This is a genomic window from Alloalcanivorax venustensis, from assembly GCF_047495515.1.
GTDB lineage: Bacteria > Pseudomonadota > Gammaproteobacteria > Pseudomonadales > Alcanivoracaceae > Alloalcanivorax > Alloalcanivorax venustensis.
This window is the reverse complement of sequence record NZ_CP179934.1, coordinates 2,156,864-2,180,283: the sequence shown is the minus strand read 5'-3', so window position 1 is coordinate 2,180,283 and position 23,420 is coordinate 2,156,864. Positions and strand designations below refer to the sequence as shown.

The window sequence follows — 23,420 nt, the reverse complement described above, 5'->3', positions numbered from 1 at the left end:
TCGCTCCCGCCGGGGGCCGGCTTCTCGTTGACAAAGACCCACCAAAACTTTAACGTCCCCCGCGCTCTGGAGGACCTTCCCAGTAGGGACCCTCTATTCACCGAGGAGAAATTCCCATGACCGAGAAGAAAGCCATTCTCAAGGTAGAGGGCCGGGACGATCTGGAACTGCCGATCCATACGCCCACCCTGGGCCGTGACGTGATCGACGTTTCTTCCCTGACCGCCAACGGCATCTTTACCTTCGACCCGGGTTTCACGTCCACCGCTTCCTGCGAATCAAAAATCACCTTCATCGACGGTGAAGTGGGCAAACTGCTGCATCGGGGCTATTCCATCGAGGAACTGGCCGCCAAGTCGGACTATCTTGAAGTGTGCTACCTCCTGCTCAACGGTGAACTGCCCACCGCCGAGCAGAAAGAGACCTTTGTCAGCACCGTCAAAAACCACACCATGGTGCACGAGCAGATCCGCAATCTGTTCAACGGCTTCCGCCGCGACGCGCACCCGATGGCCATCATGTGTGGCGTGGTGGGGGCGCTGTCCGCGTTCTATCATGACTCGCTGGACATCAATAACCCCACCCACCGGGAAATCACCGCGTTCCGTTTGATCGCGAAGATGCCCACCATCGCGGCCATGTGCTACAAGTACGGTCTCGGTCAGCCGCTGATGTATCCGCGCAACGACCTCGGTTATGCGGAAAACTTCCTGCACATGATGTTCGGCAACCCGTGCGAGGAAACCAAGGTCAGCCCGACCCTGGCCCGCGCCATGGACAAGATCTTCATCCTGCACGCCGACCACGAGCAGAACGCCTCCACCTCCACGGTGCGCCTGGCCGGCTCCTCCGGTGCCAACCCGTTCGCCTGCATCGCCGCCGGCATTTCCGCCCTTTGGGGCCCCGCCCACGGCGGTGCCAACGAAGCGGTGCTGAACATGCTCGACGAGATCGGCGACATCTCCAACATCGACGAGTACATCGCCAAGGCCAAGGACAAGAACGATCCGTTCAAGCTGATGGGCTTCGGCCACCGGGTCTACAAGAACTACGACCCGCGTGCCACCGTGATGCGCGAATCCTGCCACGAAGTGCTCAACGAGCTGGGTGTCAACGATCCGCAGCTCGAGCTGGCCATGAAGCTCGAAGAGATCGCCCTGAACGACCCCTACTTCAAAGAGAAGAAGCTGTTCCCGAACGTGGACTTCTACTCCGGGATCATTCTCAAGGCGATCGGCATCCCGACCTCCATGTTCACCGTGATCTTCGCCCTGTCCCGCACCGTGGGCTGGATCGCGCACTGGAACGAGATGATCTCCAATCCCTACAAGATCGGCCGTCCCCGCCAGCTCTACACCGGCGAGACCGAGCGCGAGATGACCGCGCTCAGCGACCGCAAGTAACCGACAACCGCCGCCCCGCGGCGCTCTGTCCGGTCCTTCGGGACCAGAAAGCGAACCCGGCCGGGTTCGCTTTTTTTTTGCCCCGCCGCAACACTTGGTACACCAGTACAACAATCCGCAACCAGCCACCAACAACCGCCCTCCGCCGGCCGGTGGATACTGTCAGGCAACGCGCCATTTTAATAACAACGGACCGGCATCCATGCCGGCCAGCGGAGTGCCCTGATGAAGATGCCCGTGAACCGGTACGCCGGTATCGCCCTGCTCGCCCTACTGGCCTTACTGACCACCGCCTGCGGCGGCGGCTCGAGCTCCTCGCCGGCCCCGTCGGGCGGCCCGTCGCCGACGCCCACCGAGCCGGAGCCTGAACCGCCGGCGCCGGTGGCCGGCGAAGGCAGCATCCGGGTGCTGTCCAGCCGCGCCGACCTGATCAGCGGCGGCGACGCCCTGGTCGCGATCGCCGCCGACGACCCCGCGCTGCTCAATAACGCCCGGGTCAGCCTCGGAGACACCGACGTCAGCGACCGGTTTCGGCGCACCGGAGAGTCCCTCAAAGGCCTGGTCGACGGCATGTCCCCCGGCGCCCACACCCTGCGGGTGACCCTGGCCGACGGCTCGATATTGCAACAGCCGCTGGTCAACCATCCCAACGGCGGCCCGGTGTTTTCCGGCCCCCAGATCGGGCCCTGGACCTGCAGCAACGACGCCGCCACCGACGCGCAGTGCAATCAGCCCGCCGAATACCGTTTCAAGTACGTGCCCGCCGGCAAGCTGCAGGCGTTCATCACCGGGTTCGATCCGATGAACCCGGGCCTGCCCGGCGCCTTCCTCGACTATCAGCCGGACAACCCGCCGGCGGACCAGGACATCGCCCGGGTGACCACCGATCAGGGCGTGCAGGTGCCATTTATCGTGCGCATTGAAACCGGCGTCCAGAACCGTGACCGCTACCAGATCATGACCCTGTTCCAGCCCGACCGGGACTGGTCCGCCCTGGCGCCCCAGCCGCAGTGGAACGGCAAGCTGCTGATCCACCACGGCGGCAACGTGGGCGTGAGTTTCGGCCCCGGCGAACCGCCCAACGGCGACATCGCCGGAACCGCGCCGGAAGGCGCTGAAATCCTGCTCGGCGACAGCATCACCACGGCCCTGGGCCGCGGCTTCATGACGCTCTCCACCGCCCAGGCGAACCTCGGCCATAACGTCAATCTGGTCACCGCGGCGGAATCGCTGATGATGGGCAAGGAACGCATCGTCGAGCAGTACGGCGAGCTGCGCTACACCATCGGCACCGGCTGTTCCGGCGGCGCCATCGCGCAGCAGCACATCGCCAACGCCTACCCCGGCATCTACCAGGGCCTGATCGTGCAGTGCTCCTATCCGGACGTCTGGACCACCGCCACCCAGTTCGCCGATTACAACCTGCTCAGCCGCTATTTCGGCAACCGGATTCCCTCCGATCCGGACAGCTTCCTGTCGGTGATCACCGCCCTGCTCTCCAGCGGCGTGTTGCCGGGGGTGCAGTGGTCGGCGTTCTACGGCCACCTGCCGGTCAATCCGCTGGTCTCGGACCTGGCGTTTTTCCCCGCCGCCTTCCCGGAGCAGGCGGAATGCCCCGGCCTGGCCGACGACGTGCCGGTGTACAACGCCGAAACCCGGCCCGACGGGGTGCGCTGCGGGCTGCTCGACTTCATGATCAACCAGTTCGGCAGCCGACCACCGGAAGTCTGGTCCACCAACGAAGCCCTGCTGTCCAGGGGCTTCGCCGGCATTCCCCTGGATAACGTCGGCGTCCAGTACGGCCTGGGTGCCCTGCAGCAAGGATTGATCACCGGCGAGCAGTTCCTGCGCGTCAACCGGGAAATCGGCGGCCTGAACGTGGACATCCAGCCGCAGGCGGCGCGCACCGTGGCCGACCCGACCGCGCTCCGCAACGCCTACCGCACCGGCGCCATCAATACCGCGGAGCACCTTTCCAACGTGCCGATCATCGACCTGCGCGGCCCGGACCCCGGCATCGCCCACGACGCCTATCACTCCTGGCAGATGCGCGCCCGCCTGGAGGCGGTGCAGGGCCACGCGGACAACCACGTGATCTGGTTCGGCGCCTTCCCGCTCGCCGGCGACACCGTGTTCACCACCGAGGCCCTGCTGGTCATGGACCGCTGGCTGTCGAACATCGAAGCGGACCACGGCGCCGCCGCGATCGCCGAGAAAGTGGTCACGCACAAGCCGGCCCGGGCGCGTGATCGCTGCCTGTCGCTGTCGTCGTTGTTCGATGAGGAAGACCCGCTGGTGCCGCTCACCGGCAACCTGCTCTATCCGGACCCGATCGTGCCGGGGCTGGATCCGTCGCTGTTGCCCGCGCCGCCCGCGCAGGCGGGCCTGGTGGTGGATGCCCTGACCGGCCAGGTGTGCGGGCTGGACCTGACCGCCCTGGGGCTGCCCGGCGAAATCGGCGACCTGCTGGCGCCGATCACGGACCCGTTGGTGGCGTTGCAGGAAACGGTGGTGCAAACCCGCTTCGGCACACCACGCACCGTCGCCGGCGACGCCATCACCACCCTGGTGAACAAGTGCCGGCTCAAGGAGGTGGACCCGGCGGATTACCCGGCCAACCCGCTGGCCGGGATCCTGGATCCGGCGGCCTTCGCCGAGCGCGTGGCGGAGATTTTCCCCGACGGTGTTTGCGATTACACCCGGCCGGGCGCCGGCGTGGTGCCGACCCGGGCCTGGCTGCACTACGGCGACGCCACGCGGGTGATCGAAGGCGGTGAGCCGTTGCCACGCACCGGTCCGCTCGCCGAGGGCGGCGACGGCCTGTCCGCGCCGGCCTTCAAACTCAGCCCCTGAGGGCCCGCTTTGTCTTCCCGGTCGTGAATGCCTAAACTCGCGGGCATCGCTTCAAGACCGGGAAGGCATAATGAAAAAAATCATCGTTCTGCTGTTCGTGGCCGCTGCCGCCGCCTATTTGCTGCTGTGGCCGGTGCCGGTGGACCCGGTGGCCTGGGACGCGCCGGAGGCCCCGGAACTGACCGGCCCCTACGCCGCCAATGACGAGCTCGCCGACGTTGAGCGCCTCGCCGCCGGTCAGGGCCATGGCCCGGAGGACGTGGCCATCGACGACCAGGGCAACCTCTACGTGGGTTACGAGGACGGCCGCCTGGTGCGCTACGATCCGAACGGCGAGAACGGCGACCTGATCACCAACACCGAAGGCCGGCCGCTGGGCCTGGACATGGCGCCGGACGGCACCCTGGTGGTCGCCGACGGCTACCGCGGCCTGCTGCGCGTGAATCCCGCCTCCGGCGGGCTGACCGTGCTGACCGACCAGGCCAACGGGGTGCCCTTCGGCTTCACCGACGACGTGGACGTGGCCAGCGACGGCGTCATCTACTTCACCGACGCGTCGAGCAAATTCGGCCCGGCCATGAAGGCCCGCGACGACATCATGGAGCACGGCGGGCACGGCCGCTTCCTGAAGTACGATCCCGAATCGGCCACCACCACGGTGCTGATGGAGGGCCTGCAGTTCGCCAACGGCGTGGCGCTCTCCGAGAACGAGGATTTCGTGCTGGTCACCCAGACCGGCAGCTACAACGTGCTGCGCTACTGGCTCAAGGGCGACAAAGCGGGCAGCCACGATGTGTTCTTCGATAACCTGCCGGGCATTCCCGACGGCATCTCCGGCAACGGCCGGGGCACCTTCTGGCTGGCGCTGTTCGCGCCGCGCAACGCCGCCCTGGACGCCATGTCCGACAAGCCGCTGCTGCGCAAGGTGGTGTTCCGCCTGCCCCAGTTCATGCAGCCGCAGCCGGCCCGCCACGGCTTCGTGCTCGGCCTGGACGAAAGCGGCGCGGTGACCGCCAATCTGCAGCATCTTGGCGAGAACGCCTTCGCGCCGGTGACCAGTGCCGAACAGGCCGGCGAGCGCCTCTATCTGGGCAGCCTGACCCGCGACAGCTTCGCCGTTTATCCGCTCAGCGACGACAGGGAGTCATTACCATGATCCACGCAGCCTTCATCGGCCTCGGCAACATGGGCTATCCGATGGCCGGCCACCTGGCCAACGCCGGCCACGCCGTCACCGTCTACAACCGCAGCCCGGAACGGGCCCGCCAGTGGCTAGACGAGTATCCCGGCAAGCAGGCGGAAACCCCGGCCCTGGCGGCCCTGGACGCGGATATGGTGTTCGTCTGCGTGGGCAACGACGACGACCTGCGCCAGGTGACCCTGGGCGACAATGGCGCCGTGCAGAGCCTCAAGGCGGGCGCGCTGCTGGTCGACCACACCACCGCCAGCGCCGCCATGGCGCACGCCCTGGACGAGGCCTGCCGGGAGCACGACGCCCTGTTCATGGACGCCCCGGTGTCCGGCGGCCAGCAAGGCGCCAAGGACGGCGCCCTGTCGATCATGTGCGGCGGCGACGAAGCGGTGTTCGAGCGGGCGCGGCCGTTGCTCGATCATTACGGCAAGAGCGTGGTGCACATGGGCCCGGTGGGCCAGGGCCAGCTCACCAAGATGGCCAACCAGATCTGCGTGGCGGGGGTGATCGAAGGCGTGGCCGAGGCCATCGCCTTCGCCGAAAAAGCCGGCCTGGACGCGGAAAAAGCCATGCGCGTGATCGGCGCCGGCGCCGGCAGCTCCTGGCAGCTGGTGAACCGCCATCAAACCATGCTCGCCGACCAGTACGACCACGGCTTCGCGGTGGACTGGATGCGCAAGGACCTGGACATCTGCCTGGCGGAAGCCAGCCGGCTGGGCACGCCGCTGCCGCTGGCGGCACTGGTCAACGAGTTCTACAAGGAGGTCCAGGCCATGGGCGGCGGCCGCTGGGACACTTCCAGCCTGCTGCGCCGCCTGCAACGCCGGCGCGACTAGTCCTCCGCCACGGCTCCGCGCTCGGGCAACAGGGCCCGGGCGTTTTCCGCCCGCAGCTTGTCCGCCACCGGTTTCGGCAAGGCGTCGAGAAGCGGACGGTACTCACCCAGGATCGCGCCGATGCTGTCGAAATGGCCGACCACGTCGCTGCCCAATACGAAGCGGTCCGGATGGTCCTCGATCAGCGCCACCCAGGCGGCGCGCGGCTCGCCGTCCTTGATCAGATAGTGCTCGCGCACACTCCATGACAGATCCACATAAAGGTTGTCGTAACGCTCCAGCAGCGCGCGGATGATTTCATTGAGCGTGGCCAGCGGCGCCTGGCGCTTCTCCACGCCGCCGCTGGTACCGGCATGGGCCAGCACGAAGCGCGTGTCCGGATTGCTTCTCAGCGCGTCCTCCAGCTCGCCCAGGTAGATCGGCGTTTCCTCGCGCAGCGAGGTCAGGTTGCTGTGCAGCAGCACCGGCAGATCATGGCGGGCCGCCAGGCGGTAGACTTTCATCAGCGCCGGGTGGTTGGCGCGGGCGGTTTCGCCGGCGGTGAGCGCGGTCAGATCGTCGTGGCGGGTGATCACCTCGCCGATGCCGCGCCACAGGCCGGGGTAGCGTTCGATCAGCGCTTGCACGTGGCGGGCGGCGTTCATGTCGGTGGGATTGAAACCGCTGATGAACGGCGCCAGGCGGCGGCGCTGATCCTCCGGCAGATCCCGCACCGCGCCGGCGACGATGTCGTCGGTGGCGCTGTAGTAATACAGCGGCGCTTCGTCGCCCAGGTAATAACGCGGCCGGCGCGGCGCGTCCTGCTGCCACTTCTTGACCACCGGCAGGCCGAACAGCCAGGCGTCCTCGACGCCGGCCTCGTCCATGGCCGCCAACATCGCCTCGCTGCCGTCGCTCTGCTGCATGAAATCCACATAGTGAAGATGGGCGTCCACCCAGCCGCCCTCGCCGGCCGATGCCAGGCCCGCGACCATCAAAAGCGCCCCAAACAACCCTGTTCTCATGCGGTTCTCCCCGTCCAACGGCTGTATTTGCTTACCCGCTTAACAGACCCGGAGGCCGGCGCGCGGTTTCACCGGGCGGTCATAATTGAACACATTTTCACATCCGGTCGAGCCGCTGTCTATTTGTGGACATTCCATCACTTTAAGGCTTATTATGGAGAAAACCGTCAGGAGGCAATATGCAACCGGCCATTGAACCTTGCGCCAAACCACTGGATGACACGGCCCGCCATGCCGCGTTGCGGGCGGTGTTGCGCCTTTTGGACCACTGGCAGTGCTCGGAAAGGGAAAAGACCGCCCTGCTCGGCGTCGGCCGCTCCACCCTGCATAAATACCAAAGCCGACCGGAAAGCGCCCGGGTGAGCAATGATCTGCTCGAGCGCCTCAGCTATTTGCTGAACATCCACCAGGCGCTGCGCACCCTGTTCGGCAACCGGGAAAACGTCTACGGCTTCGTGCGCATGCCGAACCACAACCCGTTTTTCAACGGCGCCAGCCCCATGGATGTGATGAGCAACGGCCGGGTGGCCAGCCTGTACGAAGTGCACCGGCAACTGGACGGGCTGCGCGGGGGGCAGTGGTGATCGACCCCGCCGACCTGCCCACCGCCGCTTTTCTCCATCAAGAGGCCTACCGGCTGGTGAACGGTAAATACCCGCCCATCCATTTATTCGACGACGTCGCCGACCAGGCCGATTTCGAAGCTCTGTACGCGGTTCAGGCGCTCACCAACCCACGCATTCAGATGCAGGTCGGCGAGCTGCACCGGGTGCCGCCGGCGCGCCGCCCCTGGGGCATTCCCGGCTGCAACTACGCGCTCGGCCCCTTCGTGCATCTGAGCCCCTACGGCTCGCGCTTCTCGGATGGCGAATACGGCGTGTTCTACTGCGCCGAACAGATGGCCACGGCGATCGCCGAGACCCGCTACCATCAGGAGCGTTACTTTCGTGCCGTTCAGGGTCTGAAATTCGATCGCATCGTGATGCGCGGCCTGAAGGTCTGCTTCAGCGCGCGGCTACGCAATATCCACGACCCCCGCCGCGACGACGAGGACTGGTATCACCCCGAGGATTACGGCAGCGCGCGCCGGCTGGGCCGGGCCCTGTTCGACGCCGATGAGCACGGTCTGGTGTACGGCTCGGTGCGCCACCACCAGGCGCGCTGTTTCGCCCTGCTGTCACCGCATCTGATTGAATCGGTGACGCCGGCCACGCATTACGAGTACATCTGGGATGGGGAGCGGATCGCTCATATTCTTACTATTCGGCAGCTTGGTTAGAAACGCCGGCTTGTGGGAGCCTGCCTTGTGGGAGCGGGCCCGGCCCGCGAAAGGCCGGCAAAGCCGGCCGGCAGGATCCCAGAGACCTTGTTACCGCGCCGCTTCCAGACGTCTCTGGTATCCCGCCGGGTGGCTAAAGCCACCCTTTCGCGGGCGGGGCCCGCTCGCACAAGTGGCGACTCCCCCAGAGGTGGAACGCCAAAAAAAAGCCCCGGCTCTTTCGAGCCGGGGCTTTTTATTTGGCGTCCCCTAGGGGAGTCGAACCCCTGTTACCGCCGTGAAAGGGCGGTGTCCTAGGCCACTAGACGAAGGGGACGTGTTTGGTGGAGCCAGGCGGGATCGAACCGCCGACCTCTACAATGCCATTGTAGCGCTCTCCCAGCTGAGCTATGGCCCCAAAAGCTGTCCCACCGGGCTGCGCCCTGTGTGGAGCCGCGTATTTTACGCAGCGGCCTTACCCTGTCAAGCATCCACCCCGGGTTTTTGACAGATGGAAGTCCGTTTGTACAAGCCTTGTTCAATTCGCCGGAACAATGGCCGCCCACTCCTTCTCCAGCTTCTTGGTTTGCTTCTTGGAAACGCCGCCGAGCACGTCAATGGCATGGCGCAGACGGGCGCGGCTGATGTCCGGGCCCAGCAGTTCCATACTGTCGACCACGGAAAAACTGGCGCTGGTGCCGGCGATCGCCACGAACACCGGAAACAGGAAATCCTTGATCTTGATCTCCAGGGCGTCGGCCAGCTGTTTGGCGTCCGCGAACAGGCCGTCGCGCTGCCAGTCCCGGCGCGCCTCACAGCTCCACAGGTAGAACTGCAGCCAGACTTTCATCGCCTCCGCGTCGTGCTTGGGGTGCTGGAAGTCGGCTTCCTCCACGGCCACCATGCCGGAGAAACAGAAGCCCGCCTTGTCCACCACCTCGCCGAAGGTTTCCACGCGCTGCTTCACATGGGGCAGCACGCGCATGGCGTAATCGCGGTTGAAGGCCCAGTCGCGCAACTGGTCGAGGAACTGCTCGTCGGACAGGTCATGCAGCCACTGGCCGTTGAGCCAGCTCAGCTTTTCCACGTCGAACACCGGACCACCCAGGGACACGCGCTGGATATCGAACGCCGCCTGCATGTCTTCCAGGGTGAAACGCTCGCGCTCGTCGGGCATCGACCAGCCCATGCGGCCCAGGTAATTGACCACCGCCTCCGGCAGATAGCCCATGCGGCGGTAGAAGTTGATGCTCACCGGGTTCTTGCGCTTGCTGAGCTTGGACTTGTCCGGGTTGCGCAGCAGCGGCATGTGGCACAGCACCGGCATGTCCCAGCCGAAATACTGGTACAGCAGCTTGTGCTTGGGCGCTGAATTCAGCCATTCCTCACCGCGGATCACATGGGTGATTTCCATCAGGTGATCGTCCACCACATTGGCCAGGTGGTAGGTGGGCATGCCGTCGGACTTGAGCAGGATCTGCGCGTCCACCAGGGACCAGTCCAGCTCCACGGTGCCGCGCAGCATGTCGTCGATTTCACAGCGGCCGGACTCCGGCACCCGCATGCGGATCACATAGGGGTCGCCGGCGTCCTCGCGGCGTTGCTGCTCATCGGCGGGCAGTTCCAGATCGGCCGGCTTCAGAGCCCGGTTTTCGCCCCGCTCTTTCAGGTCGGCGCGCAGCTGGTCCAGCTCTTCGGCGCTGCGGAAACATTTGAAGGCATGGCCGTCGGCGATCAGACGCTCCGCATAGCGCCGGTAATCACCGGCCCGCTCGCTTTGCCGGTAAGGCGCATGGGGGCCGCCCACGTCCGGGCCCTCGTCCCAGTCCAGGCCCAGCCAGCGCAGCGATTCCAGGATCGCCTGCTCCGAGGCATCACTGGAGCGGGTCTGATCGGTGTCTTCGATACGGAGAATGAACTGGCCGCCGTGCTGGCGGGCAAAACAACGATTGAAAAGCGCGATATAAGCGGTCCCCACATGGGGGTCGCCGGTGGGCGAAGGTGCCACTCGGGTACGAACGGTCATGCTGACTCCGTGGCCGGAATAAAGGGGCGCATTATAGGCTAATGCGCCCCTGTTATCAGCATAACGGCGAGGTCATGCTTTCCGGTCAGCGCCGTCCGGCAATCAGGCTGATGATCCAGATCACCAGGAATACAACGAACAGAATCTTGGCAATGCCCGCGGCGGTGCCGGCAATACCACTAAACCCCAGAACCGCGGCAATGATCGCGATGACAAGAAATAAAAGGCTCCAGCTCAGCATAATTTTCTCCCTGTTTTGCGTTATCGCACCGTCATCAAAGCCAAACGACGCCACTTTCACAAGGCGCTTTTACAGGAATATACCTTTGCCCGGATTTGCATGAACGGGGGTTTCCCGTGGCGGCGGCGGCCGTGCGATAATAACGCCATGTCCTCACTCAACACCCCGATCCCCGGCCCTGCCCCGCTCAGCCGGCGCTTTTCCATCGCGCCCATGATGGCGTATACAACGCGCGACTTTCGTTATCTGGCCCGGTTAATTACCCGCCGCACGCTGCTCTACACCGAAATGGTGGTGGCGCCGGCGGTGATCCACGGCGACCGGGACCGCCTGCTCGGTTTCGACGCCGCCGAGCACCCGCTGGCGGTACAGCTGGGCGGCAGCGACCCGGAACAGCTGGCGGAAGCGGCGCGCATCTGCGCGGACTACGGCTACGACGAGATCAACCTCAACGTGGGCTGTCCCTCGGACCGGGTGCAGCAGGGCAAGATCGGCGCGGTGCTGATGGCGGAACCGGAGCTGGTGGCGCGCTGCGTGGAAGCGATGGCGAACGTCACCGACGTGCCGGTGACGGTGAAAACCCGCATCGGCATCGACGATCAGGACGACTTCCCGTTCCTGCAGCGCTTCGTCCGCCATATGGATGAGGCCGGCTGCCGCAGCCTGACCATTCACGCCCGCAAGGCGATCCTGGACGGCCTGTCGCCGAAGGAAAACCGGGATATCCCGCCGCTGATCTACGAGCGCGCCTACGCCGTCAAACAAGCCTTCCCGCACATGGAGATCATCCTCAACGGCGGGCTGCGCGACGTGCCGGGCATGCTCGCCCATCTGGGCCAGGTGGACGGCCTGATGGTGGGCCGGGAGGCCTACATGAACCCCTGGTTTCTGGCCGACGTGGACCGCCAGGTGTTCGGCGAGAACACCCCGCCGCCGGACCGGCTGGCGGTGGCCGAGGCGTTCATTCCCTATCTGGAGCGGCGCTACGCCGACGGCGTGCACCCCAAGCATGTGCTGCGCCACGCGCTCAATCTGTTCCAGGCGATGCCCGGCGCCCGCGCCTACCGCCGGCACCTGAGCCAGCACGCGCACAAGAACGACGCCACGCCGGAGGTCTACCAAGAGGCCCTGGCCCTTTTGACCCGGCACACGGTTGGCTATGCTGGGGCCACTACACAGGGAGGTCAGCCATGATCAGCAAACGCCAACAACTCGAACAATGGACCACCGTGGTCGCCGACACCGGCGATCTGGAACGCATCGCTGAGCTGCGGCCCCACGATGCCACCACCAACCCGTCCCTGCTGCTGGCCGCCGCACGGGACGAACGCTACCGGCACCTGCTCGACCAGGCCCGCGAGCTGGCCCGGGAACTGGGCCACGAAGGCGACCTGACCTGGTGCACCGACGCCTTCGCCTGCGTGGCCGGCCAGGCGGTGCTGAGCCATATCCCGGGCCTGGTGTCCACCGAGGTGGACGCGCGGCTGTCGTTCGACACCGCCGCCACGGTCGCCAAGGCGCGCCGCCTGATGGCGCTGTACCGGGAACTGGAGGTGCCGGCGGAACGCGTTCTGATCAAGGCCGCGGCCACCTGGGAGGGCATCCAGGCGGCGCGCATCCTTGAGGAAGAAGGCGTGCGCTGCAACCTCACCCTGGTGTTCAGTGCCGAGCAGGCGCTGGCCGCCGCCGAAGCCGGCGCCACGCTGATCTCGCCGTTCGTGGGCCGGATTCAGGACTGGCACGTCAAACGCGGGCTGGAAATCAGCGATATCAATCAGGATCCGGGCGTGCAGTCGGTGCGCGAGATTTTCCATCTGCTCAAGGGGCGCGGGCTGGACACCATCGTAATGGGCGCCAGCTTCCGCAACGCCGCTCAGATCGAGGCGCTGGCCGGCTGCGACCGGCTCACCATCAGCCCGGCGTTGCTCGGCGAGCTGGCCGAAGACGACGGCGCCCTGTCGCGCTGCCTGGACCCGGACACGGTGGTCCCGGCGGAACCGGACGGCGCGCTTCCCGCCCGGGCACTGAACGAAGCCCGTTTCCGCTGGTCATTGAATGACAACCCCATGGCCTGCGATCTGCTCAGCGACGGCATTCGCCGTTTTGCCGCCGATCAACGCGCCCTGGAATCATTACTGACCGCGGAGGACATCGCAGCGTGAAATGGCTTGCCCGTTTGTTTGAATCCGACTCACCCGCCCAGACCCGCGAAGAAAGCGACCACGACCTGCACCGCGCCGCCGCCGCGCTGCTCATGGAAGTGGCGCGCACCGACGGCGAAGTGGATCAGCGCGAGCAGCGCCTGCTGGTCAAGGCGGTGCGCGAGCGCTGGCATCTGGAAGCGGAAGAGATGGAGGAAATCGTCGCCGAGCTGGATCAAAGACTGGAAAACGCCACCGACCTGTTCGAGTTCACCATCCCTCTGCGGCAACGCTGGGATCCGGAAACGCGGGTACAGCTGATTTACGATATGTGGGCGATCGCCGCCGCCGACGGCGACGCCGACAGCCACGAAGAGCAGCTGATCCGGCGGGTGTCGGAGCTGTTGTACGTGTCCCACGGCGACTTTATCCGCGCCAAACTGGCCGCCCTGGGAGAATAGCGCCGGGCCCGCGCCCGGCTACCCCGCGCTTTACCAGCCGTCGTCGCTTTCCAGCTCCGGGTCTTCGTCCGGCAGGGCCGGCTCTTCGTCCTTGCCTTCCTGCATCAGACGGCGCTGCAGATAGGCGTTGCGGATGAAGGTATAGCGGTCGCCGACGATATTGCGCTCCAGGTCCAGCAGATCGGCCCGCAGATCGACGCCGTACAAAGCCGCCAGCGAGTAGCGCGCCAGATCGTCCTCCAGATAGCTCACCGGCCACAGATAACTGCTTGGATAGATGGTGGTGGCGTCACGCACCGACGACGGCCCCAGAATCGGCACCACCAGATAGGGCCCGCGGGGCACGCCCCAGCGGCCCAGGGTCACGTCCAGGCTGGTGTCGGTGTTGCGCAGGTCCACGTCGCTGGCCACGTCGAACAGGCCGGCCACCCCCAGAGTGGTATTGATGCCGAAACGCCCCAGGCTGTTGCCGGCCTCACCCCAGCGCCACTGGAAAATATAGTTGAGGCCGTCACCGATATCGCCCAGATTGCTGAAGAAACGGGTCACGGTGTTATCGAGCCACTCCGGTGTCACCCAGCGATAGCCCTTGGCGGCCGGCTTCAGCGCGTAGCGGTCGACGAATTCGTTAAAGCCGAAAATCTTGCGGTTGAAACCCTGCCAGGGATCCATCTCGGCGAAGCGACCGGCGCCGCCGGCCTGGTCGAACGGCGTCGAGGCGCTGCCCCAGTCGTCGCCGGACTGGATCGCGGCTTCGCGGGTCTCGCCGGCGGTTTCCGGTACCGGCTGGGCGAATACCGGTTGGGATAAGGCAATCAATGGCGCCGAGACAAGCGCCGCAATCCATATGCGCACAGTAGCTCCCTAATCAGTGATGGCCCGCGCATTATAGCGGTGCCTGCCATGCAAAGAGCAACCTTGCCGCTCTCAGGCCGGAGTGGGTTGCAGGCGGGCGCCCAGAATCAGTTCGCGGTCGCGAAGCCGCTGCAGCAGATCCGCGCCGAAGCTCAACAGCGCGACGCGGTCCTGGAAACCCATTTCATCGCCCAGCGTTTGCAGCAGTTGTTCGCCGCTGCTGAGCGGCTGCTCCTGCATCAATGCCAGCAGCCGCGCGGTGACCGCGTTGATTTCCATGAACGCCACCCGGTCCTCCGCATTGCGGTACACCAGCAGCCACACCGGCTGCTCCGGCGGCGTCTCCGGGCGGTGCTCCGGGCCGATTTGATGCACCGGCCAACGGTAGTTGAGCACGCAATGCAGCGGGTTCAGATAGGGCACCCCCCGCAGCAGATCACCGCCGGGCTGCACACCCTGCTCCGGCACCGTGTCGGTGGCGGTGTCCAGCACCAGCTCAATCCACTCGTAGTGCGCCAGCTCGGCGAGAAAAGGCGGATCGCCCTCCCCCGGTTGATAGGTCTCGGCAAGAAAGGTAACGAACTCTTCCGGAATTTCCAGAAAGTACGGCGACGTGCAGGCGTGCTGATCAAAGAAGCCGCGCACCAGACGCCGCCAGCCGGCGTCGTCGTAGAGGCTGCGCAGAACCGGAAAGCCCTTTTCCAGAAACCCGTTGAGATTGTTGAAGAACAACTGGCGGTAGACCGCCAGACGCCGCTCCTCGATGCCGGACGGCGCCGGATGGCGTTGCGGATTGCGCAGGTGCGCCGCGAACGAACGCTGCAGGCGCTGGAATTCCGGCTCGCTCATCAGGCCCTCCGGCTGATCGCGGCGCGGCGCTGCTGGGCCTCGCCGATGCGATCCAGCTCGCGGTTTAGTTCCTCCACCGGCGGAAAATTAAAGTCCCGCTCCAACAGCGTGGGCAACACGCCGAACTGGTCGTAGGCGACGTCCAGCAACCGCCACACCGGGTCGATCACTTCGCTGCCGTGGGTGTCCACCTTGAGGTCCTCGGCTTCGTCGAAATGGCCGGCGATGTGCACATAGAAAATACGCTCGCCGGGCAGGCCGCGAATAAAGTCGGCGGCGTCGTAGCCGTGGTTGATACCGTTGACGTAGGCGTTGTTCACGTCCAGCAACAGGCCGCAATCCGCCTCTTCCAGTACCGCGTTGACGAATTCCAGCTCGCCCAGCGGGCGGCTTTCGGTCACCTCCGGCGTGGCGTAATAGCTGACGTGTTCAATACCGATGCGCTGGCCGAGAAAGTCCTGCACCCGGCGGATGCGGTCCGCCACATAGTGCACCGCTTCCTCGGTGAACGGGATCGGCATCAAGTCGTAAAGATGGCCGTGATCGCTGCAGTAGCTGAGGTGCTCCGTGTAGCAGCGGATCCGGTGCTCGCCGAGAAACTGTTTGATGTTCCCCAGCAATTCGAAATCAAGAGGTTCCGGTCCGCCCAGGGACAGGCTGAGACCGTGGCTGACAAAGGCGTACCGCTCGGTGAAACCACGAAACTCACGGGCCAGCTTGCCGCCCATGGGAATCCAGTTTTCCGGCGCCACTTCGAGAAAATCCACCGGTATGGTGCCCGGTTGGGACAGCGGGCCCATCAGGGCCCGCCGCAACCCCAGACCGGTACCGGTCACGGGGAAAGTCGTCATAGATTACGACTCCTGGGTTCAGGCGGCACCACCGCAGCTGCCTTCACTCTTTTTGTCGCCGCCGCAGCTGCCTTCGCCTTTCTTGTCGCCGCACTTGCCTTCACCACACTTGCCTTCTCCGTCCTTGGCGTGGTCACCGGCCAGTTGGTAACCGCTTTGCAGATCGGTGGCACCGAACGGATTCTCGGCCGCGTGCGCCGGAATGGACATTGCGGAAGCCACGAAGGCGGCGCCGAGGGTGGCGGCCAGGGGATTCATTTTGCTCAGTTTAGCCATGATCGTTCTCCAATATGGATCGTGTAATTCTGTATGTGAAACCGACAGAAAAGCGTCCTTTCCGTGGCTTCGACACTATATGGATGCACGAATCAAGTAAACGTTACGTGTAGGCCGCAAAACAAACAAAAACGGCCGCGGACTTTACCCCGCGGCCGCCGTGACGCTGGCGTGAAAGCGGCGCGCTCAGCGCACCCGGTTCACGATCACGCTGCCGATCGAATAGCCGGCGCCGAAGGAGCAGATCACCCCTTTGGTGCCCGCCGGCAAATCACTGTTGTGCTTGTGGAAAGCGATGATCGAACCGGCGGAGCTGGTGTTGGCGTAATCATCCAGGATCACCGGCGCCTCGTCGCGGCTGGGGTCGCGGCCCAGCACCCGGCGGGCGATGAATTCGTTCATGTTCAGGTTGGCCTGGTGCAGCCACATGCGGCGCACGTCTTCCACCGGCACGGACAAATCGGCCAGATGGCCGGTGATCTGCTCCGCCACCATCGGGCACACTTCCTTGAACACCTTGCGGCCTTCCTGACGGAACAGCTTGTCGCGGCTGCCCACACCGGAGGGGTCGGCGCGGTTGAGGAAGCCGAAGTTATTGCGGATGTTGTTGGAGAAACGGGTCTGCAGGCGGGTGCCCAGCACCTCCCACTGATTGTCACTGGTGGCGTCCTCGGCCCGCTCCAGGATCACCGCAGTGCTCACGTCACCGAAAATGAAGTGGCAGTCCCGGTCTTCCCAGGCCAGGTGCCCGGAACAGATTTCCGGATTGACCATCAGCACGCGGCGCGCGGAACCGTTGCGAATGGCGTCGACGCCGGTCTGGATGCCGAAGGTGGCGCTGGAACAGGCCACGTTCATGTCGTAGCCCCAGCCGTGCTCCATGCCCAGCGCCTGCTGCACTTCCACCGCCATGGCCGGATAGGCGCGCTGCATGTTGGAACAGGCCACCAGCACCGCGTCCAGGTCGTCCGGCTTAAGGCCGGCGTTGTCGAGCGCCCGGCGGGCGGCCAGCACGGCGATCTCCGCCTGCACCGACAGCTCGTCGTCGCTTCGCTCGGGAATATTCGGCGCCAGCCGGTCCGGGTCGAGAATGCCTTCCTTGTCCAGCACGTAACGCTGCTTGATGCCGGAGGCTTTCTCGATAAACGCGGAGTTGGAACCGGTCAGCGGCTCCATCTCGCCCGCTTCGATGGCGTCGGCATGGCGTTCGTTGTGGCGGGCCACGTATTCGTTGAAGGAGGCCACCAACTCTTCATTGGTGATGGATTGTTCGGGGGTCCAGAGTCCGGTACCGCTGATAACGACGGAATGGGTCACAAGCCTGTCCTCGCGCAAAAAGGGCACTCCGGGGAGCGCCGCGACAGTCGGGAACCTCGGGGCGGGTTCCATAAATGGGTCAATTATCCGGATATGACCGGGCCGGCGCAAAGCCGGAATGGTATTTCGCCGTCTCGCCGGCTCTTGACGCCGGCTCAGGCCGGTTTCAGCAGGCCTCCCACTGGCGGTTGAGGCGCTTGGCGGAGACCGGCACCCGGGTCCCCAGCGGCTGCGCGAACAGGCTGACGCGGTATTCCTCCATCATCCAGCGGTACAGACGCAGCGCCTCGCTCTGCCGCCACGGCGGCGTGTCCTTGGCGCGCCGGTGATAGCGCTCGCGGAACTCCTCCAGCTCGGCGACCACCGCCCGGTCCCGGCCGATCTGCCCGCCCAGCTTTTCAAGACGCTGCTCCACCGCCGCCAGGTAGCGCGGGTATTGATCCAGCCATTCCTTGGGCACGGTGAGCAGGAAATCATCACTGAACAGATCGGCGAGCTGCTGTTTCAGATCGCGGTGGGCGTGCGCCCAGGCGAGCGGGAAATTCTTTTCCAGGCGTTGCATCACGCGGCGGTAGGCGGCGAACAACTCGCCCCAGGTGCGAAGAGCCTGCTCCACCGCCGGCACGAACTCGCCGCGCCCCTGGTCCAACCGCTCACGGAAGGCGGCCTCGTCGCGCAGCGGCTGGTCGTGCAGATGGAAATGGGACACCGTGGCCCGCAGCAACGCCTGATCCAGGGCGCCGCGCGCCATGGCCGATTTCTCCGCTTTGAGTTTCTGAAAGCCGGGTTGCTGGCCGGCGAACCGTTTCAGCCCGCGCACCTGCTCGTTCAGTGCCAGCAGCATCAGCCTGGCGCAGCCGATACCGTGCCACCAGTGCGCGTCGTCGGCGTCGGCGTGATGTTCCAGCGCCACGTCCTCGCCACGGTCGCGCAGCGCCGGGTAGCGGCGGAACACCACCCCGCCCTGCTCGCTCTCCTGGCACGCCGGTAACGTACCGAACACCCAGGTGCGCCCGCTCACCACTTCCTCGCGGGCCGGTGACGCCTCGCGCTCCCCGGCCAGGGCCTCGAAGCGCTGCTGCAGGCGCGCCAGATCACGGTCCTCGGCGAGCACCTTGCCCTGCCCGTCGGTGACCCGCACGTTCATCCGCAGGTGCCCGGGCAGCTGGTCCTCACGCCACTCTTCCTGCTCCACGCGCACGCCGGTCATGCGCTGCAGCTCGCGGGTCATGGCAGGCAGCAGCGGCTGGTCCGGGCTCAGCGATTCCTGCAGCGCCGCCACATAGTCGGGCACCGGCACGAAATGACGGCGGCGGGCCTTGGGAAGACCACGAATCAGCGCTTCCAGCTTCTCGCGCAACAGACCCGGCACCAGCCAGGCGAGCCGTTCCGCGTGCAACTGCTGCAGCGCGCCGGCGGGCACGATCACCGTGACGCCGTCGCGGTCGCCGGTGGGGTCGAAGCTGTATTCCAGCGGCAACCGCATACCGTCCCATTCCAGCTCATCGGGAAAGGCGCCACCCTGCAGGTCCGGGCTGTGGGACAGCAGAAATTCGTCGTCCATGAACAGCGCCTGGCGCTCATGCTCGTCGGCCTGCTTTTTGTACCAGGTTTCCAGATGCGCCAGGGTGTACAGCCCGGACGGCAGGCGCTGGTCGTAGAACAGAAACCGGGTCTCCTCGTCCACCAGGATGTCGCGCCGGCGCAACTTGTGTTCCATCTCTTCGAGGCGCTGCAGCCGCTCGCGGTTGGCGGCGACGAATTCCGGTTCACGGGTCAGCTCGCCGGCCACCAGGCCCTCACGGATCATCAGCTCGCGGGCCAGCTCCGGCTCCAGCGGGCCGTAGTGCATGCGCCGCCCGGAAGCGAGGATCAGCCCGAACAGATTGATCTGTTCCTTGGCCATCACACAGCCGCGCTTCTTCGACCAGTGCGGCTCGAAATACTGGCGCTTGATCAGGTGCGCCGCTTCCGCTTCCACCCATTGCGGTTCAATCCGCGCCACGCAGCGCGCGAACAGGCGGCTGGTCTCCACCTGCTCGGCGGCCACCAGCCAACGCAGCTTCGCTTTCTTGTCGCCGCCTTTACTGAGCGATGAGCCCGGCCAAAGCAGCGGCTTGCGGTTGCGGGTGGAAAGCCACTCACCGTCTTCGTTGCGGGTCATGACATTACCCAGCAACCCGGTGAGCAGCGCCCGGTGCAGGCTTTCATAGTCCGCCGCTTCGTCATTGAGCGACCAGCCTTCTTCCCGGGCCAGCAACAGTAATTGCCGGTGGGTGTCCCGCCATTCGCGCATCCGCGACGGCGCCAGAAAATGCTTTTTCAGCTGCTTTTCATAGGGGTTGCGACCCAGGTCGCCGCGCTGCTGCTCGGCCCACTGCCAGAGATTCCAGAAAAACAGAAAATCCGATTCCTTGTTCTCGAAAGGCTGATGGGCCTGGTCGGCCTGCTGTTGTTTATCGCGGGGCCGTTCGCGCGGGTCCTGCACCGCCAGGGCGGCGACGATCACCAGCACTTCGCGCAGCACTTTTTTCTCGGCGCCGGCCACCACCATGCGCGCCAGGGTGGGATCCAACGGGAAACGCGCCAATTGACGGCCGAGCGTGGTGACCCGGCGCTGCTTGTCGAGCGCGCCGAGCTCTTCCAGCAGGCGATAGCCGTCCCGTATCAGGCGACCGTCCGGCGGTTCGATAAAGGGGAAGTCCTCCACCGCGCCCAGCTTCAGGTCGGCCATGCGCAGAATCACCGCGCCCAGATTGGTGCGCTGGATTTCCGGATCGGTGAACGCCGGCCGGTTATTGAAGTCGTCTTCGTCGTAGAGCCGATAGGCGACGCCGGGCATGATGCGGCCGCTGCGCCCGGCGCGCTGGTCGGCGCTGGCGCGGGCGATCGGCTCCACCGGCAAACGCTGCACCTTGGAGTGCACGCTGTAGCGGCTGATGCGGGCGGTACCGGCGTCGATCACATAGCGGATGCCCGGCACCGTCAGCGAGGTTTCCGCCACGTTGGTGCTCAACACCACGCGCCGCCCGCGGTGGCTGGAAAACACCCGCTGCTGCTCCGCGGCACTGAGGCGGGCGTACAGCGGCAGCAATTCGGTATCGCGGAAATCGCAGCGTTTCAAATGATGATGCACGTCGCGGATGTCGCGCTCGCCGCTTAGGAACACCAGCACATCACGGGCGGTTGGCGGCCCGTCGCGACGCTCCTGCTGATCGATTTCGCGCAGCACCTCCTCCACCTGCAGGCCCAGCTCGCGCTCTTCCGCCGGCGGCCGGTAGTGGATGTCCACCGGGAAGGTGCGCCCGGACACCTCGAACACCGGCGCGCCGTTGAAATGGGCGGCAAAGCGTTCATGGTCGATGGTCGCCGAAGTGATGATGATCTTCAGGTCCGGGCGGCGCGGCAGCAGCTGCTTCAGATAGCCGAGCAGAAAATCGATATTCAGGCTGCGTTCGTGGGCCTCGTCGATGATCAGGGTGTCGTACTGATGGAGGTAGCGGTCCTGCTGGATTTCGCTGAGCAGCATGCCGTCGGTCATCAGTTTGACCAGGGTGTCTTCCCCGACCTGTTCACTGAAACGCACCTTGTAGCCCACCAGGCCGCCAACCTGGCTGTTGAGCTCCTCGGCGATACGCGCGGTGACCGAGCGGGCGGCCAGCCGGCGCGGCTGGGTGTGGCCGATATAACCGTCCACGCCGCGCCCCAGGGACAAACAGATCTTGGGCAGCTGGGTGGTCTTGCCGGAGCCGGTTTCACCGGCCACCACCACCACCTGGTGCCGCTCAATGGCGGCGGCCAGTGCCTCGCGGTCGTGCACCACCGGCAGGTCCGGCCAGCGCAGCGGCACCGCCGCCAGCCCGGCACGCCGGGCACGGGCCGCCACCGAGGCGTCGATGGCGGCGCTCACCTTGGGCAGGGCGTTGGCGTTGAACTTGCGCGCCAACCCATCGAGCCGCTTCTTAAGCCGCCGCCGGTCGGCGGCCCGAACAGTTTCCAGCCGCCGATACAGTTCATCCAGTTGCGGGTTCGTCATACCTTGCTTTCGGTACCCAACAACCAGGCCCGGCCTTTGGCGCTCAAGCCGTCCCCGGCCAGGGTCAGATAGGCGGTGTCCGCTTCCGAGGCCGCCAGCGTCACGGTGAACCGCATCAGCTCGTCGCGGCGGAAGGCGTGCACGTCGACACGCTCGCCCTCCTGGTAGCCGGCCAGCAGCGTGTCCAGATTGCCGGCGCTGGCTTTCAGGCCGTCCACCGCCACCACCACGTCGCCGGCGGCGAGCCCGGCCTCCATGGCGGCACCCTGCTCGTAGGCCACCTGCAGGCGAGCGCCCTGGGGGTCCGAGGCGAAGCGCGCGCCCAGATGCACCGGCGGCCGGCTTTTGCCGGGCTTGCCGCCGTTGTCGCTGTGGCCGTCCGCCGGGCGCCAGTTCACCGTGACGCCGCGTTCGGCGAGCAGCGCCTCCAGCGGCAGGTCCTCGGTACGGTAGAGCGCCTGGTTGAAGAAGTCGCTGAGGTCGCCGCCGGCGACCTCCTCGGCCAGGGCCTGCACGCCCTGCTCCGGCACGCCGACGCCGGTCTGCCCGTGGCGCTGCCACAGCAGCCGCATCAGGTCGTCCAGGCTGCGCGCGTCGTTGGTCCGTTCACGCAGGGTGAGATCCAACGCCAGCGCCACCAGGGAACCCTTGGCGTAATAGCTGACGATGGCGTTGGGGGCGTTTTCATCCTGCTTATAGAAGCGCGTCCAGGCGTCGAAGCTGGACTCGGTGACGGTCTGCTTGAAACGGCCCCGGCCCCGGTAGACCCGGGTCAAGGTCTGGCCGAGCAGTTCCAGATAGCTTTCCGGTGTAATCAGCCCGGTGCGCGCCAGGGACAGATCGTCGTAGTAGCTGGTGATGCCCTCGAAGGCCCACAGCAGTTCGGTGTGCACTTCCCGGCTCAGGTCGAAGGGCGTGAACGCCTCCGGTTTGATGCGCTTCACGTTCCAGGTGTGGAAGTACTCGTGGCTGCACAACCCGAGGTAGCTGCGGTAGCCGTCGCGCACCTGGTCGGCGCCGTCGGTGAGCAGCGGCAGGTCGGTGCGCGGGCTCATCAGGCTGGTGGAGTTGCGGTGCTCCAGCCCGCCGTAGCCGTCGGTGACCAGGGTCATAAACAGATAGCGATCCATCGGCGCCGGCTCGCCGAACAGCTTGATGTGGTGCTCGCAGATCGGCTTCAGGTCGCGGCACAGCCGCGCCATGTCGGCCCGGTGGCGGCCGCTGAGCACCACGTCGTGGGGCACGCCGCAGGCTTCGAAGCGGGCATGGTCGAAATGGCCCATCTCCACCGGATGATCGATCAGGGCGTCGTAATTGTCGGCGCGGAAACGGCCGAAACCCAGCTCCGGGCCGCTGACCCGGTCGAGCCCGGTGGCCAGTTTCCAGGTGGCGTAGGCGGCGCCGTCCGGGGCTTCGATGTCCACCTCGCAGGGCTGGTCCTCGAACCCCATGGCGGCGAGAAACAGGCAGCTTCCGTTGAAATAGCCGTGGGTGGTGTCCAGGTGGGCGCCGCGCACCGACAGGTCCCAGGCGTACACCTGATAGCACACCGTGACCGGCCCGCTGGCCGGCGCCAGCTGCCAGGTCTGCTTGTCCAGCTTGGCCACGTCCACGGGAGCGCCGGCCGCCGACGCTTCCAGCGACACGATATGGCGGGCGAAGTCACGGATCATGTAGCTGCCGGGGATCCAGGCGGGCAGGGTCAGCCCCTGCCCTTCCGGTGTCGGCCGGTCGATGGTGAGAGTGACCTGGAACAGATGCGCCTGCGGGCGCAACGGACGGACCTGATAATGAATCACACGCTCTCCTTTGGGCCTGAAT

At 65.5% G+C, this 23,420-nt stretch carries 19 protein-coding genes and 2 tRNA genes; 9 read left to right on the top strand and 12 right to left on the bottom strand.

Annotated features, from left to right (window positions below; genetic code table 11):
- The first annotated feature begins 116 nt into the window (after positions 1-116).
- The 4 genes from gltA to ACMG4O_RS10215 all read left to right on the top strand — a co-directional run bounded on the left by gltA (position 117) and on the right by ACMG4O_RS10215 (position 6,284).
- Positions 117-1,403 carry a citrate synthase gene (gltA, locus tag ACMG4O_RS10230; RefSeq protein WP_142949320.1) on the top strand — a complete coding sequence of 429 codons (1,287 nt, stop codon included), beginning with the start codon at positions 117-119 and terminating at the stop codon, positions 1,401-1,403.
- 225 nt (positions 1,404-1,628) lie between these two features.
- Positions 1,629-4,256 carry a DUF6351 family protein gene (locus ACMG4O_RS10225; protein WP_414433748.1) on the top strand — a complete coding sequence of 876 codons (2,628 nt, stop codon included), beginning with the start codon at positions 1,629-1,631 and terminating at the stop codon, positions 4,254-4,256.
- A 70-nt stretch (positions 4,257-4,326) separates the two neighbouring features.
- Entirely contained in the window at positions 4,327-5,412 is a 1,086-nt protein-coding gene (locus tag ACMG4O_RS10220) for an SMP-30/gluconolactonase/LRE family protein (RefSeq protein ID WP_414433747.1), read from the top strand.
- Entirely contained in the window at positions 5,409-6,284 is an 876-nt protein-coding gene (locus ACMG4O_RS10215; RefSeq protein WP_228548127.1) for an NAD(P)-dependent oxidoreductase, read from the top strand. The genes ACMG4O_RS10220 and ACMG4O_RS10215 overlap by 4 nt, the downstream gene beginning before the upstream one ends.
- Here the strand turns inward: ACMG4O_RS10215 and ACMG4O_RS10210 are convergent.
- Positions 6,281-7,288, bottom strand: a complete 1,008-nt coding sequence (locus ACMG4O_RS10210; protein WP_142949323.1) for an amidohydrolase family protein — start codon at positions 7,286-7,288, stop codon at positions 6,281-6,283. The two genes, ACMG4O_RS10215 and ACMG4O_RS10210, sit on opposite strands and share 4 nt — an antisense overlap.
- A gap of 179 nt (positions 7,289-7,467) precedes the next feature.
- Here ACMG4O_RS10210 and ACMG4O_RS10205 point away from each other — a divergent pair, with 179 nt between their 5' ends.
- The gene (locus ACMG4O_RS10205; RefSeq protein WP_067606682.1) at positions 7,468-7,872 is read left to right on the top strand and encodes an MbcA/ParS/Xre antitoxin family protein; all 405 of its coding nucleotides are present in this window, start codon (positions 7,468-7,470) and stop codon (positions 7,870-7,872) included.
- Complete coding sequence (locus ACMG4O_RS10200) at positions 7,869-8,567, top strand: RES family NAD+ phosphorylase (RefSeq protein ID WP_335628445.1); 699 nt, start codon at positions 7,869-7,871, stop codon at positions 8,565-8,567. Before ACMG4O_RS10205 ends, ACMG4O_RS10200 begins: the two co-directional genes overlap by 4 nt.
- A gap of 240 nt (positions 8,568-8,807) precedes the next feature.
- On the opposite strand, the gene ACMG4O_RS10195 is transcribed toward ACMG4O_RS10200, so the two are convergent.
- From ACMG4O_RS10195 to ACMG4O_RS10180, 4 genes are all read right to left on the bottom strand, one after another.
- Positions 8,808-8,883 (bottom strand) — tRNA-Glu (locus ACMG4O_RS10195).
- Between the two features lie 5 nt (positions 8,884-8,888).
- A tRNA-Ala gene (locus ACMG4O_RS10190) sits at positions 8,889-8,964 on the bottom strand.
- Positions 8,965-9,084: 120 nt separating this feature from the next.
- A complete protein-coding gene (gene gltX, locus ACMG4O_RS10185; RefSeq protein ID WP_335628446.1) occupies positions 9,085-10,572 on the bottom strand; it encodes a glutamate--tRNA ligase in 1,488 nt (495 codons plus the stop codon).
- An 85-nt stretch (positions 10,573-10,657) separates the two neighbouring features.
- Entirely contained in the window at positions 10,658-10,813 is a 156-nt protein-coding gene (locus tag ACMG4O_RS10180; protein ID WP_067607129.1) for a DUF1328 domain-containing protein, read from the bottom strand.
- A 147-nt stretch (positions 10,814-10,960) separates the two neighbouring features.
- Between ACMG4O_RS10180 and dusA the strand changes: the two genes are divergently transcribed.
- From dusA to ACMG4O_RS10165, 3 genes are read left to right on the top strand one after another with little or no spacing between them, the layout of a single operon-like run.
- Entirely contained in the window at positions 10,961-12,007 is a 1,047-nt protein-coding gene (gene dusA / locus ACMG4O_RS10175; RefSeq protein ID WP_142949326.1) for a tRNA dihydrouridine(20/20a) synthase DusA, read from the top strand.
- Positions 12,004-12,975: a transaldolase family protein gene (locus ACMG4O_RS10170; protein ID WP_414433746.1), complete on the top strand. Its 972-nt coding sequence runs from the start codon at positions 12,004-12,006 to the stop codon at positions 12,973-12,975. Before dusA ends, ACMG4O_RS10170 begins: the two co-directional genes overlap by 4 nt.
- Positions 12,972-13,415 (top strand): TerB family tellurite resistance protein, encoded by a 444-nt coding sequence (locus ACMG4O_RS10165; RefSeq protein ID WP_335628449.1) that lies wholly within the window; start codon positions 12,972-12,974, stop codon positions 13,413-13,415. Before ACMG4O_RS10170 ends, ACMG4O_RS10165 begins: the two co-directional genes overlap by 4 nt.
- 30 nt (positions 13,416-13,445) lie before the next feature.
- On the opposite strand, the gene ACMG4O_RS10160 is transcribed toward ACMG4O_RS10165, so the two are convergent.
- From ACMG4O_RS10160 to ACMG4O_RS10130, 7 genes are all read right to left on the bottom strand, one after another.
- Positions 13,446-14,270, bottom strand: coding sequence for a VacJ family lipoprotein (locus tag ACMG4O_RS10160; RefSeq protein ID WP_255442558.1), 825 nt, complete (start codon positions 14,268-14,270; stop codon positions 13,446-13,448).
- A 72-nt stretch (positions 14,271-14,342) separates the two neighbouring features.
- Positions 14,343-15,119 (bottom strand): DNA-binding domain-containing protein, encoded by a 777-nt coding sequence (locus tag ACMG4O_RS10155; protein ID WP_142949329.1) that lies wholly within the window; start codon positions 15,117-15,119, stop codon positions 14,343-14,345.
- Positions 15,119-15,970 carry a DUF692 domain-containing protein gene (locus ACMG4O_RS10150; RefSeq protein ID WP_414433745.1) on the bottom strand — a complete coding sequence of 284 codons (852 nt, stop codon included), beginning with the start codon at positions 15,968-15,970 and terminating at the stop codon, positions 15,119-15,121. Before ACMG4O_RS10150 ends, ACMG4O_RS10155 begins: the two co-directional genes overlap by 1 nt.
- A gap of 18 nt (positions 15,971-15,988) precedes the next feature.
- Positions 15,989-16,246: a hypothetical protein gene (locus ACMG4O_RS10145; RefSeq protein WP_142949331.1), complete on the bottom strand. Its 258-nt coding sequence runs from the start codon at positions 16,244-16,246 to the stop codon at positions 15,989-15,991.
- A 186-nt stretch (positions 16,247-16,432) separates the two neighbouring features.
- Positions 16,433-17,563: a beta-ketoacyl-ACP synthase III gene (locus ACMG4O_RS10140; protein ID WP_221929767.1), complete on the bottom strand. Its 1,131-nt coding sequence runs from the start codon at positions 17,561-17,563 to the stop codon at positions 16,433-16,435.
- A 166-nt stretch (positions 17,564-17,729) separates the two neighbouring features.
- Positions 17,730-21,599: an ATP-dependent RNA helicase HrpA gene (gene hrpA / locus ACMG4O_RS10135; protein ID WP_414433744.1), complete on the bottom strand. Its 3,870-nt coding sequence runs from the start codon at positions 21,597-21,599 to the stop codon at positions 17,730-17,732.
- Positions 21,596-23,398 carry a M61 family metallopeptidase gene (locus tag ACMG4O_RS10130; protein ID WP_414433743.1) on the bottom strand — a complete coding sequence of 601 codons (1,803 nt, stop codon included), beginning with the start codon at positions 23,396-23,398 and terminating at the stop codon, positions 21,596-21,598. Before ACMG4O_RS10130 ends, hrpA begins: the two co-directional genes overlap by 4 nt.
- Positions 23,399-23,420 lie beyond the last annotated feature (22 nt).